Origin of the sequence: Nocardioides piscis, assembly GCF_011300215.1 — a bacterium.
In the GTDB taxonomy this organism is placed as follows: Bacteria; Actinomycetota; Actinomycetes; order Propionibacteriales; family Nocardioidaceae; genus Nocardioides; species Nocardioides piscis.
Window position 1 is genome coordinate 1,295,077 of sequence record NZ_CP049866.1, and the last position, 15,013, is coordinate 1,310,089.

Genomic DNA, 15,013 nt, shown 5'->3' on the forward strand with positions numbered 1-15,013 from the left:
CTCCTCGTCAGGTCACGTCGATGAGCACCTTGCCGACCGCGCCCTCCTCGACGGCCGCGTGCGCCTCGGCGGTCTGCTCGAGCGGGAAGTGGTGCAGCGGGAGACCGTGCCCGTCGCCGACCCCGAAGGCGCCGTCGGCTAGTGCGGCGGTGATGTCCTCGGCCGCCGCCCGCAGCGCCGCCCCGCCGACCGTGTAGAGCAGCACCCACTGGAAGCGCGCATTGGTCGAGAACGTCTCGCGCACGCTCAAGGTGACCTCGTCGCCCCCGTTGTTGGCGTAGATCGCGATCGTCCCGCGGGGCCTGATCACCTGGAGGTCGAGGCGCAGGTTCTGCGCGGGGGCGACCTCGACGACGATGTCGACACCGTCGGGAGCCAGCTCGCGGATCGCCTCGACCGGGTCCTGCTCGCGGTAGTTCACGGTGTGCTGGGCGCCGGCGGCCGCGGCCAGCGTGGCCTTCTCGTCGCTGCTGACGGTGCTGATCACGGTGGCGCCGGCCCAGCTGGCGAGCTGGATGGCCGCGTTGCCGACCGCGCCGGCCCCGCCCGCGACCAGCACGATCGCTCCGGCCAGCGCGCCAGGAGCCAGCCGGTCGGGGCCGTCCTCCGAGGTGGTCAGCGCGCGGTGGGCGGTCACCGCGGGCACTCCGAGGGCCGCACCCACGTCGAACGACGCGCTGTCGGGCAACGGCGTGACGTTCTCGACCGGCAGCACGACCTGTTCCTGCGCCGTGCCGCCGGGACGGGTGTGCTGGGCCAGCATCGTCCAGACCCGGTCCCCGACCGCGAAGTGGGCCACGTCGGGGCCGACCGCGTCGACCACACCGGCGCCATCCTGGCCGGGCACGATCTCGGGGAAGGCCAGCTCGCCCATCTTGCCGGAGCGGAACTTCCAGTCCGTGGGGTTGACCCCGGCGCGGGCGATGCGCACCCGCACCTCGCCCGGGCCGGGCTCCGCGGACTGCCGCTCGACGAGCTCGAGGACGGAGGACTCGCCGCTCTCGGTGTAGACCACTGCACGCATGGGGGTCTCCTTCATCGGGTGTCGCCTCACTGGGGGCTACCCCAGCGGGTCAGGGTCCATGCCTACCCCGGACCCGGGGCTTCTGGCGACTGGGGCGAGAAGCGGCCGCGATGAACCGCGTCGGCGCGCCGGCGGCGGCGGGCGGGCGAGCCCGCGGGGCCGGTGTCGGCGACCCGGTGCCCGACCGTGACCGCGCCGATCGGGTGGTGGTCGACCGGCACGTCGAAGGCTGCCCGGAACGCGTCCGTCCGTTCCGGCGGGATGCCGAAGAAACAGGCCCCCAGGCCCTCGTCGACCGCGGTCTGCAGGATCAGCAGCGTCGCCATACCTGTGTCGATGAACCAGTACGGCGCCGGCCACCGCGCTTCGTCCTTGTCGGTCCACCCCTTGTCCGGCTCGGCGTAGCGGTCGAGGTAGGCCGCCTTGCACGCCAGGGGAACGATCACGACCGGTGCCGTCCGCATCCCCTCGAGCCAGGGGCTGGCCGCGTCCGGGTCGGGAGAGGTCGACTCCCAGAAACGCGCCACGTCGGCGGCCGTGTCGAGCACCAGGAACGCCCACCCCTGGCTGAACCCGGCACTGGGGGCTCGCTGGGCGTTCGCGAGCATGCGGTCGACGGACTCGGCGGCGACCGGGCGGTCGGCATAGGTGCGGATCATCCGGCGTCGGCGTACAACCTCTTGGAACTCCACCGGGCAACTGTGGCACGCTCCGAGCATGGATGGCACGGTGCAGGGCCTGGTCGAGGTGGATCAGTCCGGGCACGCCGAGCGCGCCTGGGTGATCGAGGCGATCAACAGGCTCAAGGCCGACCAGACCCGGTCCGCCGACACCCACCTGCACGCGATCCACATCCCGGCGCTGCCCGGGGTCGACCTCTATCTCAAGGACGAGTCGACCCACCCGACCGGGTCCCTGAAGCATCGCCTCGCCCGCTCGCTGTTCCTCTACGGCCTGTGCAGCGGCCTGATCTCCGAGGGCACGCAGATCGTCGAGGCGTCGTCGGGGTCGACCGCCGTGAGCGAGGCGTTCTTCGCGCGGCTGCTCGGCCTGCCGTTCACGGCCGTGATGCCGTCGACGACCTCGCACGCCAAGGTCGCGCTGATCGAGCGTGAGGGAGGCCGGTGCGTGCTGGTCGACGACCCGTCGTCGGTCTATGACGTCGCTCGGGGCCTCGCGGCCGAGTCGGGTGGGCACTACCTCGACCAGTTCACCTATGCCGAGCGGGCCACCGACTGGCGCGGCAACAACAACATCGCCGAGTCGATCTTCGAGCAGCTCTCGATGGAACGCTTCCCGACGCCCGAATGGGTCGTCGTCGGCGCCGGGACCGGCGGCACGTCGGCCACGCTCGGCCGCTACGTCCGCTGGCGCGGCCTGACCACCAGGCTGTGCGTGGTGGATCCGGAGAACTCCGCCTTCCTCGCCGCCTTCCGTGATCCGGGGTGTGGCGAGACCACCTGCGGATCGCGGATCGAGGGGATCGGTCGCCCGCGCGCCGAGCCGTCCTTCCTGCCCGACGTGGTCGACCGGCTGGTGCGGGTGCCCGACCCGGCGTCGGTCGCCGCGATCCACTTCCTGCGGACCCGGACCGGCGCGCTGGCCGGGCCGTCGACCGGCACCGCGGTCTATGCAGCGACCAAGCTGGCCTGTGACCTCGCGGCGGCCGGGCAGTCCGGCTCGATCGTCACGCTGCTGTGCGACGACGGGGTCCGCTATCTCGACACCTACTTCGACCTCGAGTGGGTCGCCGAGCAGGGCTGGGACCTGGCGCCATACCTCGACGTGCTCGCGCGTGCCTGGGACGAAGGCGTCTGGACGGGCTGAGACGTCTCGGATCCGAGACGGGGCTCAAGCGTGCCGCGTTGACCCCGGACCCGCAGAGGAGTGGACTGGCGGCCATGACCTTCGAGGCGATGTGGCGCGACCTGCACCCGGTCGGGCGGTCCACGTCGTCGGGCGGCTACTTCCGCCAGCCCTGGACGTCGGCGGAGTCGGAGCTGCGGGCGTGGTTCGCCGAGGCGGCGATCGCTCGCGGCCTCGAGCTGGAGACCGACGCGATGGGCAACCAGGTCGCCTGGTGGCGCCCGTCCGGGGCGGCCGGCCCGAGCGTGCTGACCGGCTCCCACCTCGACTCGGTCCTCGACGGTGGCGCCTTCGACGGCCCGCTCGGCGTGGTCTCCGCACTCGCGGCGATCGACGTCATGCGCGAGCGAGGGGTCGAGCCGACCCGCCCGATCGGCGTCTCGGTCTTCACCGAGGAGGAGGGCTCGCGGTTCGGGCTGGCCTGCCTCGGCTCGCGCCTGGTGACCGGCGCGACGACGTGGGACTCGGCACGAGAGCGGCAGGACCGCGACGGCGTCCATCTCCTCGACGCGCTCGACGCCGCCGGCCTCGACCCCTCCGCCGGTCTGCTGTCCCTCGAGGGGGTCGGATGCTTCGTCGAGCTGCACGTCGAGCAGGGCCGCGACCTCGTCGACCGCGACGTCGCGGTCGGGCTCGCCAGCCAGATCTGGCCGCACGGCCGCTGGCGCTTCGACTTCACCGGTGAGGCCAACCACGCCGGCACGACGCGGATGGAGGACCGGCGCGACCCCATGCTCTCCTATGCCGCGACGGCTCTTGCGGCCGACGAGCAGGCCCGGCTCACCGGCGAGCGGGCGACCTTCGGGCGCATCGACGTCGCGCCCAACGGCACCAATGCCGTGCCGTCGCGGGTCAGCGCGTGGCTCGATGCCCGCTGCTCCTCCGACGCGGCCCTCGCTGAGCTGGTCGAGTCGATCTCGCGCCACGGGGACGACCGGGCCGAGCGCGACGGCACCGCCCTCTCGGTGACCGCTGAGTCGGTCTCGGGTGCGGTCCACTTCGATGCGGACCTCACGCGGTCCCTGGCCGCCATCGGCGACTGGCCGGTCATCGCGACCCAGGCCGGCCACGATGCCGGGATCCTGTCCGACGCCGGCATCCCGACCGCGATGCTCTTCGTCCGCAACCCGACGGGGGTGTCCCACTCGCCTGCGGAGCTCGCCGAGACCGCCGACTGCCTCGCGGGCGTCGAGGCCCTCGCCGACGTGCTGAGCGAGCTCGCCTCGTGACGACCTATCTCCTGGAGCGCGCCCTCCTGCCCGACGGGGTCCACGACGACGTCCTGGTCGACGTCGTCGACGGCCGCTTCGCCGCGGTCGAGCCCGGAGTCCTCGCCAGCGCTGCCGAACGGCTGCCCGGCCTGACCATCCCCGGTCTGGCCAACACCCACAGCCACGCCTTCCACCGTGCGTTGCGCGGCCGCACGCAGCACGAGCGCGGGAGCTTCTGGACCTGGCGCGAGCAGATGTATGCCGTGGCGGAGCGGCTGGACCCCGACTCCTACCTCACGCTCGCCACCGCGGTCTTCCGCGAGATGGTCGCCGCCGGGATCACCTGTGTCGGCGAGTTCCACTATCTCCACCACCGCCCCGACGGCCGCCCCTACGACGACCCCAACGCGATGGGGCTCGCGCTGGTCGAGGCAGCACGGGTCGCCGGCCTGCGGATCACCCTGCTCGACACCCTCTATCTCTCGAGCGGGTTCGGTGCGCCGCCCGAGGGCGTCCAGGTCAGGTATGCCGATGCGTCGGCCCACGCCTGGCGTGACCGGGTCGACGCCCTGACTCCCACGGACACCGCCATCGTGGCCGGTGCCCTCCACTCCGTCCGGGCGCTCCCCGCCGACCCGGGCAACACCCTGGCCCTCCTCGCCGACTGGGCCACCGACCGGCCCCTGCACGTCCACCTGTCCGAGCAGGTCGCCGAGAACGACGGGTGCCGGTCGGCACACGGCGTGACCCCGACCCGCCTGCTCGCCGACCACGGGCTGCTCGGACCGCTCACCTCGGCGGTGCACGCGACACACCTGAGCGAGGAGGACATCGCCCTCCTCGGTGGAGCGACGGCGTTCGTCTCCTTCTGCCCCACCACCGAGCGCGACCTCGGCGACGGCGTGGGGCCGAGCCGGCGGCTCGCCGACGCGGGCGCCCGGCTGACCCTCGGCTCGGACAGCCACGCGGTCATCGACCTGTTCGAGGAGATGCGAGCCGTCGAGCTCGACGAGCGGCTCGTCAGCCAGCAGCGCGGACACTGGCAGGCGAGCGAGCTCGTCGAGGCCGCCACCGTCTCCGGACACGCCAGCCTGGGGTGGGCCGACGCCGGGAGCATCGAGGTCGGCCAGCGAGCCGACCTCGTCACCCTCGACACCCAGAGCCCCCGCACCGCCGGCACCGGGTCAGACGAGCACACCGTCGTCTTCGCGGCGGTGGCCGAGGACGTCGTCTCGACCATGGTCGACGGGCGGTTCGTGTTCTCCGCGGGTGAGCGCGGCGAGGTGGGGCACGCCCTGGCCCAGGCGATCGGGAGGATCTGGACATGAGCCCAACGACGAGCATCCTGGTCACCGGCATCGGCGAGCTGGTCACCAACGACTCGACCATCCAGGGCAACGACGATGCCGACCGGTTCCTCGGCATCGTGCGTGACGCCGCCGTCGTCATCGAGGGCAGCACCGTCGCGTGGGTCGGACCCGCCCATGACGCCCCCGTGGCGGACACGGCGTTCGACGCGGGCGGGCGTGCGGTCATCCCGGGCTACGTCGACAGCCACAGCCACCTCGTGTTCGCCGGCGACCGGGCGCAGGAGTTCGCCGCCCGGATGACCGGTGAGCCCTATTCGGCCGGTGGCATCCGCACCACCGTCGCCGCCACGCGAGCGGCCAGCGACGAGCAGCTGCTGTCACACGTCGCCCGTCTCGTCGCCGAGATGCGGGCCCAGGGCACCACCTCCGTGGAGATCAAGAGCGGCTACGGCTTGAGCGTCCACGACGAGGCCCGCTCGCTCGCCGTGGCGCGGCAGTTCACCCAGGACACCACCTTCCTCGGCGCCCACGTCGTCCCCGATGGCACCACCCCGAGGACTACGTCGCTCTCGTCACCGGCCCCATGCTGACGGCGGCGGCGCCCCATGCCCGCTGGATCGACGTGTTCTGCGAGGACGGCGCCTTCGACGTCGACCAGGCACGAGCCATCCTGGCCGCCGGCACCGACAACGGCCTGCGCGGTCGCCTCCACGCCAACCAGCTGACGTATGGCGGGGGCGTGCAGCTGGCCGCGGAGCTCGGCCTGGTGGCGGTCGACCACTGCACCTACCTCACCGACGACGACGTCGACGCGCTGGCACAGAGCGGCACGATCGCGACCCTGCTCCCGGGCGTGGAGTTCTCGACCCGGCAGCCCTATCCCGATGCCCGGCGGCTGATCGACGCCGGTGTCCGGGTCGCCCTCGCCAGTGACTGCAACCCCGGCTCGTGCTTCACCAGCTCGATGGCGCTGTGCATCGCCCTGGCCGTGCGCGAGATGGGGATGAGCCCGGCCGAGGCGTTGCACGCCGCCACCGCCATGGGGGCGCGGGCGCTCGACCGCGACGACGTCGGCACGATCGCCCCGGGAAAGGCCGCCGACCTGGTGCTCCTCGACGCCCCGTCATACGTCCATCTCGCCTATCGCCCCGGTGTCCCGCTCGTCGCGGGGGTCTGGCAGGGCGGACGCCCGGTCGTCGGCAGTCTGAGGTAGCGCGAGCCCAGCCGCCGGCTGGGCCTGCGTCAGAGCGAACCCGTCAGCCCACTCGCCCACCACACGCGGGTGGTGGGGCCTGATCGTTGCTAGTGCGGTCGTCTGCGCGGGTCCCAGCGACAACACGACCCCACCACCCGCGTGTGACGGGGATGCCGGCGGGACGCCCGGTCGTCGGCAATCTGAGGTAGCGCGAGCGCTCGACTAGGGAGCCTGACTGATGTGTGGGGCTACCTCAGCGACGCACTGTCTTCTCATCCACACCAGATGAAGGAGACGAGAACCATGTTCACCACGGACATCACATTCATGAACGCCGAGGTCGCCTACCGCACCCAGCGGATGCGCAACGACCTGGGACGGCGTCGGGTCCTGACCACGACCCGTCGCCGGCGGGACGCCGCGATCAGTTGACCCGTTCGACGACCACACCCGTCGCAGTGTCGGCGGGGGAGGACACAATGTCGTTCGTGTCCACCTCGCGCAGTGTCGACCTCGTCGGACGCGACGACGAGCTGTCGGCCCTGGTCTCACAGCTGGGCATCAGCTCGTTCCCGGGCACCAGCCGCGCAGTGCTGCTCGCCGGCGACGCAGGGGTGGGAAAGACGCGCCTGCTGACCGAGCTGCGCGACGTCGCCGTCGAGGCGGGTTGGCTGGTGCTCGCCGGACACTGTCTCGACCTCGCCGAGGGGTCCATGCCCTATCTCCCCTTCACCGAGATCCTCGGGCGCGTGCTGACCGAGCGGCCGGAGGTGGCGGCGAGCGTCATCGAACGCCATCCCACCCTCGCCCGTCTCGCGCCGGGCCGCAGGCTGCAGGTCAGTGAGGACCGGGACGAGGCACAGTCCCTCGACCGGGGAAACGTCTTCGCCGCGGTCCACGACCTCTTCGAGGCGGTGGGGCAGAGCGCGCCGCTGCTCGTCGTCGTCGAGGACACCCACTGGGCCGACCAGTCGACCCGCGACATGCTCAGCTTCCTCTTCGCCCGCCCCTTCGACGGCCAGGTTGCGCTGGTGGTCTCCTATCGCTCCGACGACCTGCACCGCCGCCACCCGCTCCGCCCCCAGGTCGCCGAGTGGGCGCGGCTGCGCGGCGTCGAGCGGATCCAGGTCGACCCCCTCGACGAGACCCAGGTCCGCCGGCTGATCCACGCGATGCACACCGAGTCCCCGCTCGCCGAGGCGAGCGTCGCCGAGATCATCGACCGCGCCCAGGGCAACGCCTTCTTCGTCGAGGAGCTGGTCGGCGTCAGCTGGTCGACCGACGGGCCCATCCCCTCGGAGCTGGCCGACGTGCTGCTGGTCCGCCTCGACCGGCTCGACGAGCGGACGCTGGAGGTGGTGCGGGCGGCCAGTGTCGCCGGCCGCCGGGTCTCCCACACCTTGCTGGCCGCCGTCACCGGGCTCGCCCCCGCCGAGCTGGAAGCCGCCCTGCGCTCCGCGGTCGAGTCCAACGTCCTCGAGCAGACCCGCGGATCGGCATACCGCTTCCGACACGCGCTGCTGGGCGAGGCCGTCTATGACGACCTGTTGCCCGGCGAGCGCGTCCGGCTCCACACCGCCTTCAGCGCGGCCCTGCAGTCGGGCCTTGCCCGGGGACCGCGGCCGAGCTGGCGCTCCACGCCCGCCGGGCCGGCGACCGGCTGACGGCGGCCAGGGCGAGCGTCGACGCCGGCAACCAGGCGTTCGCCGTCGGCGGTCCCAACGAGGCGGCGATGCAGTTCCTCGAGGCCCTCGACCTCCTCGCCACCGACGTGGAGGTGCCCGATGACATCGACCTGCTTGCGCTCGTGCGTCGGTGCGCGGAGGCCTTTATCGCGTCCGGCCGCGTGTCCAAGGCTGTCAAGGTGCTCCGCCGCCAGCTGGCCCTGCTCCCCGACGACTCCCCCGACCTCGACCGTGGACAGCTGCTGACCGCCCTGGCCGGCGCGCTGCTGCTGACCGACAGCACCGAGGACCCCGAGGCCATCGCGGCGGAGGCTGTGACGCTGCTGGCCGAGGCGCCACCGCGACTCCGCGCCCGCGCGCTCAACGTCTATGCCCAGTGCATGGCCCGCGGCAACGAGGAGCGGGCCCGGGCCGTCGCGATGGAGGCCTTGGCGCTGGCCGAGCGACACAGCCTGACCGGGCAGGTCGTCGAGATCTCGACGACCCTGATCCGTCTTGACGACACCACCGACCTCGAACAGCTGCGTGACTCGTGGCGCGAGATCGCCCAGCGCGCCCGCGACTCCGGACACCTGGAGGCCGAGCTCAGGGCCACCTATTTCCTCGGCCGTTCCGACCACGACCGCGGCGACCTCGACGCCGCTCTCCAGGCCTATGGCGAGGTCATCCGCCGCGGCGAGGAGGTCGGCCAGCGATGGGCACCCCTGCCCGCAGAAGCGCGCTACATGAAGGCGAGCATCCTCACCCACCTCGGCCGGCTCGACGAGGCCTTCGCCCTGCTCGACGTGTCGGGCCTCAACCCGCCGCTCGTCTACGAATGGCTCTACTTCGCCCACCAGATGCTGGTCTGCGCCCTGCGCGAGGGATGCAGGCCCGACCCGCTGCGAACCCTGCGCGACTACTGGTCCCGCGACGGGCTCATCGCCATCGTCGCCGCCTCTGCCGAGCTGCAGATGGCCGAGCGGACAGGAGACCCGGCGAGTGCGCTCGAGACCTACGACCACCTCGTCGAGACGGTCCGGCCGCTGTGGCACGAGTGGTTCCAGGCACGCCTTCGCCTGTCGACGACGGTGGTGGCCATCCATGCGTCGGCTGCCGCCTCCCAGAGCGCGTCCGAGCGGGCGGCAGCGGCCGAGGTGGTGCGCCGACTGCTGGAGGACGGCGCCCGGGTGATCGACTTCTATGCCGAGTACGAGACCTCCCGTGGCCCCGAATACCAGGCCTGGGTGGCGCGCCGCGCGGCCGAGGAGCTGCGCTGGCGCTGGCTCAGCGAGATCGATGCGCCCACCGCCGACGAGCTCGTGGCCGCGTGGCGCGAGGCCGAGAGCGCCACCGTGGCACACGGCCACACCTATGAGATCGCCCGCGTCCGTGCCCGGCTCGCCCAGGTGCTGCGGGCCACCGGCGACCTGGCGGGTTCGCGCGCGAGCGCCGACCTCGCCCGGGACGGCGCGCGACAGCTCGGTGCCAGCGCCCTGGTGGCCGAGCTCACCGCCCTCGGCTCGACGCCGCAGCCGCTCGAGCGCTCGACCGGCACGTCCCTGACACCGCGTGAGACGGAGATCCTGGCGCTGGTCGCCGAGGGGCGCACCAACGGGGAGATCGGCAAGCACCTCTTCATCAGCACCAAGACAGTCTCGGTGCACGTCTCCAACATCCTCGGCAAGCTCGATGCGTCCTCGCGCACCGAGGCCGCAGCCATCGCCCGGCGGGTCGGGCTGCTGTGAGTGACGACTTCCGCTGCTCGGTCGACAGCCGCAACGACCACGAGCAGCTCGCCGGGACTGCGCCGGCCGACACCGAGCTGTTGCTGGTCGAGCACCCCGGCCCGTGGGGACGTCAGGCCGTGGCCGAGAGTCGGCTCCCCGCTGAGGTCAAGGACCACCTGGCGGCGCTCGACGGCGTACGGGTCCAGCTGGTCCGCAGGCCCGGTGGGGTCGGCGGGCCGGGCGTGCGGGTCTTCCACGCCACGGCGACCGAGGCCGGCTTCCGGGTCACCACCGCCCGGCTGGCCCAGGTCGACGACCTGCTCGCCCTCGACCTGGGGAGCCTGTCGCCATACGAGGGAGTGCTGTGGCTGGTGTGCACCAACGGGCGACGCGACCGCTGCTGCGCCGAGGTCGGCCGCCCGATCGCGGCCGGGCTCGCCGCCCGCTGGCCCGAGGAGACCTGGGAGACCACCCATCTCGGTGGCCACCGGTTCGCCGGCACCCTGCTGGCGCTACCGAGCGGACACACCCTGGGCCGGCTGAGCGCCGACAACGTGGTCGCGGCCTGTGCCGAGCTCGAGGCGGGCGGGGTGCCGCTCGACCTGAGCCGGGGCCGCGCCGGCCGCAGCGGAGCCGACCAGGTCCGCGAGCTGCACGCGCTGGCCGGCGGTGACCCGGACGACGAGGTGGTCGAGGTCGCGGGCCCGGATCGGCGGCAGAGCTGCGGCGGCCTCGAGCTCAAGGCGACCACCCGGTTCGAGGTCAGGCCTCGAGGGCGTCCCGCACCTGCGCCTCGGTGAGGCCGTAGTCCGCGAGGTCGTAGTCGTGTCGCGGAGCGCGTACGCCGCTGCGCGAACGCTCCAGCTCCTCGGTCACCGAGGTCGCGGTCTCGTCGTCCCACGCCAGCCCTGCGGCCGCATAGACGCCGCGCACCGTCGCGACCGGGTCGGCCACGAGGTCGTCGTAGGCCACGTCGATGGCATCGCCGGGGTGGGCGCTGGCGCGGAACGCAGCCTGCTCGCGCGCCAGCAGGTCGAGCTGGGTGCGGCCGATCGTCTCGCCGACGAACACCTCGGACGTGCCCCGGGTGGAGGCTGCCGCGAGCGAGCACATCGACGCCGTACAAGCCACCGGGTCACGGTGGGTCACCACGACCACGGCGTCGGGATAGACGTCCTTGAGCGCGTCGAGCGCGATCAGGTGGCTGGGGTTCTTCAGGATCCAGCGCTTGTCCGGCTCGTTGAACCCGATCAGCTGCAGCAGGCTGCGGTGGCGTCGGTAGGCCTGGACCCAGTCCTGCTGGCCCAGCCAGGCGGAGTAGCCGGGGGTGTAGGCCTGGGTCTCGAAGGCGACCGACTGGCCGGAGTGCTGCAGCAGGCGCCAGCACTCCTCGTGCGAGGCGGCGTCGGAGTAGTGCAGCCCGGCCAGCTCCGGGTTGGCCTCGTGGAAGGCGGCATAGCCACCCTGCATCGCGCTGAAGATGGGGTCGTCGTCCCAGGTCTCCCGGGGCGGGCGCGGCTGGGGGAGATCGGCGAGCCACTGCTCGAGGCCCTGGTGGCGGGGGTCGGCGGTCAGCAGCCGCTGCAGCAGGGTCGTCCCGGACCGGGGGAGACCCATGATGAAGACGGGTCGCTCGATCGCGACGCCGTCCACGCCGGGATTCCTCGCGCGTCCCTGCTGCGCCATCAGCTTCGCCACGAGCAGGCCCTTGACCATCGAGCGCATGCGGTAGTTGCCCTCCCCGGTCAGCCCGGCGGCGGAGGCGTAGTCGTCGACCAGGACGCCCAGTCCCTCCACGTGCGCGTCGTCGCCGAAGTCGCTGAGACCGGTGGCGCGTACGGCGGCGGCCGTGATGTCGTCGAGCGAACCGACGTCGCCCCGGACCCGAGGAGCAGCGGTGCTCACGAGTGGAACTCCCCGCAGTCGACGTTGAGGGTCTGGCCGGTCACGGCGCTCGCTAGGTCGCTGGCCAGGAACAGCGCCGCCCGCGCGATCTCGTCCGGTGTCGCGAGTCGCTTCAGGTCCGTCGGGGCGGCCTTCTCGGCGTACACCTCGTCGTGCGTTCGTCCGGACTCCGAGGCGATCCAGTCGAAGTAGGCCTTGTTGACGTCCTCATAGATGTAGGACGGGGCGACGGAGTTGACCCGGATGCCGCGCGGGCCCAGCTCGGTGGCCAGGCTCGAGCTGAGGTGCGCCAGCGCGCCCTTGGAGAGCTTGTAGCCGCTGAACTCCGGCTGTGAGCTGTAGACCACGCACGACGTGATGTTGATGATCGACCCGCTGGTCGCCGCGAGGGCGTCGGCGAACAGCGCGCTCAGGCGCAGCGGCGCGAGCACGTTGGTCTCCTGGGCGGCCCGCAACCCGTCGAGGTCGAGAGTCGTGATGGGGTCCATCGGGGGGATGGCGAACGCGTTGTTGATCAGGCAGTCGACCCGGCCGAACTCATCGACCGCGCGCGCGACGAGCGCAGCGCGCTGCTCCTCGTCAGTGATGTCGGTGGGCACGACGAGTGCCCGCCTCCCGTGGGACCGCACCACCTCGGCCATCTTCTCCAGCCGCTTCTCCGTGCGGCTGACCAGGACCAGGTCTGCGCCCATGCGAGCAGCCTCCTCGCCGAGGGCCCGGCCGAGTCCCGGGCCGACACCCGACAGCACGATCACCTTGTCGGCCAGGATTGGGGGTAACGCGTCGACGCTCATGCGAGCACACTAGAACGTGTTCTAGCAACCGTCGAGAGCTGTCCGCTCCCGGCGAGTCGGCGTGGGGTGCAGGCCGAGTCGGCGCTTAGCACCCGCCGAGTCGGCGTGGGGTGCAGGCCGAGTCGGCGCCGGGCGCGCACTGAGTCGGCGCTGCCCGCAGACCGTGCGCACGCGCGCCGGCTCGACAGGTGTTGCGCGCCGACTCGACGGGTGTTGCGCGCCGACTCGGCTGGTGTTGCGCGCCGGCTCGACAGGTGTTGTGCGCCGACTCAGCTGATCATCCGCCGAGCGATGCCGACCTGACGGGCCTCGATCCGCGCGCGCCAGGTTTCGGGAGTGACGCGCTGCGCGGCGAGGTCGGCCCGGCCGGCCAGGGACGCGAACGGCACGACCTCCACCTGCGGACCGTCGGCCTGCCCGAGCGACCGCTCGACCCGCTGCCAGCGCAGCATCATCACACCGGCCGCGTGACCGGTCGTCTCCACCCAGTTGGCCAGCCCGGGGTCGCGCTCGGCGATGACGTAGCGGATCAGCCCGCCGTCGTCGACGTGCGACTGGGCGCGGGTGAGCGAGGTCTGGTGATGCTCGTAGTCGGTCGAGACATACCACTTCGAGCCGACCTGGATCGCTTGGTATGGCGCCGCCTCGCACGCCGGGACGGTCACGACCAGCGCCTCGTCGGGCTCGAGCGCGTAGTGCCCGATCGAGGAGAACTGCGTGGTGAGCCCGCCCGGAGTCGTCGCCGGGACGGTCAGGGTGTTGACCGGTTCCTTGTAGGTGAACCACTCCGGGAAGGCGAACCACGTCCTGATCCGCCCGGTGAGCATCTTGGCCGCGACGCCGTACCTCTTCTCGACGCGTTCCGACGTCACCGGACCGCGAGGCACGCCCGCGGTGTCCAGCCGCTGGATCCGCAACTGGCCGCGCTCCTCGGTGGACCAGTCGGAGAAGACCTCACGCACGATCAGGGTCGCGCCCTTCTGCAGGCCCAGCTCGGGCCCGAAGCGCCACTCGAAGGTGCCGTCCGCGGCGATGTCGAGCTCGCGGTCGTCGAAGGCGGCCAGGGTCTCGGGCGCGCCCGCGTCGGAGTAGGTGCCTGCCATCACCTGGAAGGAGAGGTCGGCGCTCGACCCGCGGCGACCCGACACGACGTAGGAGGCACCGTGCGTGAGGTAGGCGTTGAGGTAGACCGCGTCGGGGTTGTCGAGGCCCTGGCGCGCGTACTGGTGTGTCGGGTTGATCAGCACCGGGTGGTCGAGGTCGTAGTCGAACGCCATCTGGATCGAGGAGCGGATCGACCCGGCGAGATAGTCCAGCCCCTCGGCGAGCTCCTGCTCGGTGATCTCGAACGGCGGGTTGCGCACCAGCGCCTCGGCCTCCGCGATCGCTGCGCGGAACAGCTCCAGGCTCATGGGTTCACCTTCGCGATCACGGACTCGGCATAGCGTTCGAGGTGCTCGACCTTCTTCGCCAGGGGCTCGGTGTCGGGGCCCACGACATAGGGCACCCGGAAGCCGACGATGCAGTCGGTGACTCCCTTGTCGGCCAGCTGCTTGACGCCGTCGGGGGAGTAGGCGTCGTAGGAGATGACGTGGACCTCGAAGTCGTCGCGGGTGTCGCCCTCCTCGGCGCGGATCTCGGCCAGCCGGGTCAGCAACCGGTCCAGCTCCTCGCCGTCGCCGCCCGCGTGCATCCATCCGTCCCCCTTGCGTACGGCGCGTCGCAGCGCCGCGTCGCTGTGGCCGCCCACGAGCAGCGGGATCGGCTGCGTCGGGGCGGGGCTCTGCTTGAGCTCGGGGAAGCTGTAGAACTCCCCGTCGTAGCCGAAGAACTCGCCGCCGGTGAGGCCGCGCAGGATGTCCATGCACTCGTCCATCCGCTTGCCCCGGCGCTCCCACGCAACGCCCATCGCGATGAAGTCCTCGGGCCACGGCGAGAGGCCGACACCCAGCCCGAGGCGGTTGTCGGACAAGAAGGCCAACGACGACGCCTGCTTGGCGACCAGCACCGGCGGGCGGACGGGCAGCTTCAGCACGAAGGGCGTCAGGCGCAGCGTCGAGGTCACTGCGAACAGGTGTGCGCAGAGGATCATCGTCTCGACGAACTCCTTGCCCTCGAGGAACTCGCGGTCACCCGTGTCGGTGTAGGGGTAGGTCGAGTCGGACTCGCGTGGATAGATCAGCGAGTCGGCCACCGTCATGGAGGTGTAGCCGGACTGCTCGGCGGCCTGGGCGAGCGGGGCGTAGAACTGCGCCTGGGTCATGGCCTCGGCATACGTGAATCGCATGGGACTCACACTAGAACGTGTTTCAGT

At 71.9% G+C, this 15,013-nt stretch carries 13 protein-coding genes and 1 pseudogene; 8 read left to right on the forward strand and 6 right to left on the reverse strand.

The genetic code is table 11. The features are described from left to right. Positions 1 to 7: 7 nt before the first annotated feature. Together G7071_RS06385 and G7071_RS06390 are read right to left on the reverse strand one after the other, a co-directional pair. Complete coding sequence (locus tag G7071_RS06385; protein ID WP_246210531.1) at positions 8 to 1,039, reverse strand: NADPH:quinone reductase; 1,032 nt, start codon at positions 1,037 to 1,039, stop codon at positions 8 to 10. 47 nt (positions 1,040 to 1,086) lie between these two features. Next, positions 1,087 to 1,716 carry a nitroreductase family protein gene (locus G7071_RS06390; RefSeq protein ID WP_166316355.1) on the reverse strand — a complete coding sequence of 210 codons (630 nt, stop codon included), beginning with the start codon at positions 1,714 to 1,716 and terminating at the stop codon, positions 1,087 to 1,089. Between the two features lie 25 nt (positions 1,717 to 1,741). On the opposite strand from G7071_RS06390, the gene G7071_RS06395 reads away from it, so the two are divergent. From G7071_RS06395 to G7071_RS06425, 8 genes and pseudogenes are all read left to right on the forward strand, one after another. Continuing rightward, positions 1,742 to 2,851, forward strand: a complete 1,110-nt coding sequence (locus G7071_RS06395; RefSeq protein ID WP_166316358.1) for a PLP-dependent cysteine synthase family protein — start codon at positions 1,742 to 1,744, stop codon at positions 2,849 to 2,851. A 74-nt stretch (positions 2,852 to 2,925) separates the two neighbouring features. Further along, positions 2,926 to 4,119 carry an allantoate amidohydrolase gene (locus G7071_RS06400; RefSeq protein ID WP_166316361.1) on the forward strand — a complete coding sequence of 398 codons (1,194 nt, stop codon included), beginning with the start codon at positions 2,926 to 2,928 and terminating at the stop codon, positions 4,117 to 4,119. Continuing rightward, a complete protein-coding gene (locus G7071_RS06405) occupies positions 4,116 to 5,429 on the forward strand; it encodes a formimidoylglutamate deiminase (RefSeq protein WP_166316364.1) in 1,314 nt (437 codons plus the stop codon). The genes G7071_RS06400 and G7071_RS06405 overlap by 4 nt, the downstream gene beginning before the upstream one ends. Next, a pseudogene (hutI, locus tag G7071_RS06410) lies at positions 5,426 to 6,624 on the forward strand (imidazolonepropionase). The gene G7071_RS06405 and the pseudogene hutI overlap by 4 nt, the downstream one beginning before the upstream one ends. Before the next feature lie 285 nt (positions 6,625 to 6,909). After that, positions 6,910 to 7,038, forward strand: a complete 129-nt coding sequence (locus G7071_RS19605) for a hypothetical protein (protein WP_281351749.1) — start codon at positions 6,910 to 6,912, stop codon at positions 7,036 to 7,038. Positions 7,039 to 7,094: 56 nt separating this feature from the next. Further along, entirely contained in the window at positions 7,095 to 8,270 is a 1,176-nt protein-coding gene (locus tag G7071_RS06415; protein ID WP_166316367.1) for an ATP-binding protein, read from the forward strand. 68 nt (positions 8,271 to 8,338) lie between these two features. Next, the gene (locus G7071_RS19610; protein ID WP_281351750.1) at positions 8,339 to 10,018 is read left to right on the forward strand and encodes a helix-turn-helix transcriptional regulator; all 1,680 of its coding nucleotides are present in this window, start codon (positions 8,339 to 8,341) and stop codon (positions 10,016 to 10,018) included. Beyond that, the gene (locus tag G7071_RS06425; protein WP_166316370.1) at positions 10,015 to 10,800 is read left to right on the forward strand and encodes a sucrase ferredoxin; all 786 of its coding nucleotides are present in this window, start codon (positions 10,015 to 10,017) and stop codon (positions 10,798 to 10,800) included. The genes G7071_RS19610 and G7071_RS06425 overlap by 4 nt, the downstream gene beginning before the upstream one ends. On the opposite strand, the gene G7071_RS06430 is transcribed toward G7071_RS06425, so the two are convergent. The 4 genes from G7071_RS06430 to G7071_RS06445 form a co-directional block, all read right to left on the reverse strand. Continuing rightward, the gene (locus G7071_RS06430) at positions 10,763 to 11,905 is read right to left on the reverse strand and encodes a sulfotransferase family protein (RefSeq protein WP_166316373.1); all 1,143 of its coding nucleotides are present in this window, start codon (positions 11,903 to 11,905) and stop codon (positions 10,763 to 10,765) included. The two genes, G7071_RS06425 and G7071_RS06430, sit on opposite strands and share 38 nt — an antisense overlap. Further along, the gene (locus G7071_RS06435) at positions 11,902 to 12,699 is read right to left on the reverse strand and encodes an SDR family oxidoreductase (RefSeq protein WP_166316376.1); all 798 of its coding nucleotides are present in this window, start codon (positions 12,697 to 12,699) and stop codon (positions 11,902 to 11,904) included. Before G7071_RS06435 ends, G7071_RS06430 begins: the two co-directional genes overlap by 4 nt. 269 nt (positions 12,700 to 12,968) lie before the next feature. After that, entirely contained in the window at positions 12,969 to 14,111 is a 1,143-nt protein-coding gene (locus tag G7071_RS06440; RefSeq protein WP_166316379.1) for a hypothetical protein, read from the reverse strand. Further along, positions 14,108 to 14,986, reverse strand: a complete 879-nt coding sequence (locus G7071_RS06445) for a TIGR03619 family F420-dependent LLM class oxidoreductase (RefSeq protein ID WP_166316382.1) — start codon at positions 14,984 to 14,986, stop codon at positions 14,108 to 14,110. The genes G7071_RS06440 and G7071_RS06445 overlap by 4 nt, the downstream gene beginning before the upstream one ends. Positions 14,987 to 15,013 lie beyond the last annotated feature (27 nt).

Bases quoted from the DNA above. Each gene is read 5' to 3' on its own strand.
- G7071_RS06385 (WP_246210531.1), bottom strand. From the start codon at position 1,039: ATGAAGGAGACCCCCATGCGTGCAGTGGTCTACACCGAGAGCGGCGAG.
- G7071_RS06395 (WP_166316358.1), top strand. From the start codon at position 1,742: ATGGATGGCACGGTGCAGGGCCTGGTCGAGGTGGATCAGTCCGGGCAC.
- G7071_RS06400 (WP_166316361.1), top strand. From the start codon at position 2,926: ATGACCTTCGAGGCGATGTGGCGCGACCTGCACCCGGTCGGGCGGTCC.
- G7071_RS19605 (WP_281351749.1), top strand. From the start codon at position 6,910: ATGTTCACCACGGACATCACATTCATGAACGCCGAGGTCGCCTACCGC.
- G7071_RS19610 (WP_281351750.1), top strand. From the start codon at position 8,339: ATGCAGTTCCTCGAGGCCCTCGACCTCCTCGCCACCGACGTGGAGGTG.
- G7071_RS06435 (WP_166316376.1), bottom strand. From the start codon at position 12,699: ATGAGCGTCGACGCGTTACCCCCAATCCTGGCCGACAAGGTGATCGTG.
- G7071_RS06440 (WP_166316379.1), bottom strand. From the start codon at position 14,111: ATGAGCCTGGAGCTGTTCCGCGCAGCGATCGCGGAGGCCGAGGCGCTG.
- G7071_RS06445 (WP_166316382.1), bottom strand. From the start codon at position 14,986: ATGCGATTCACGTATGCCGAGGCCATGACCCAGGCGCAGTTCTACGCC.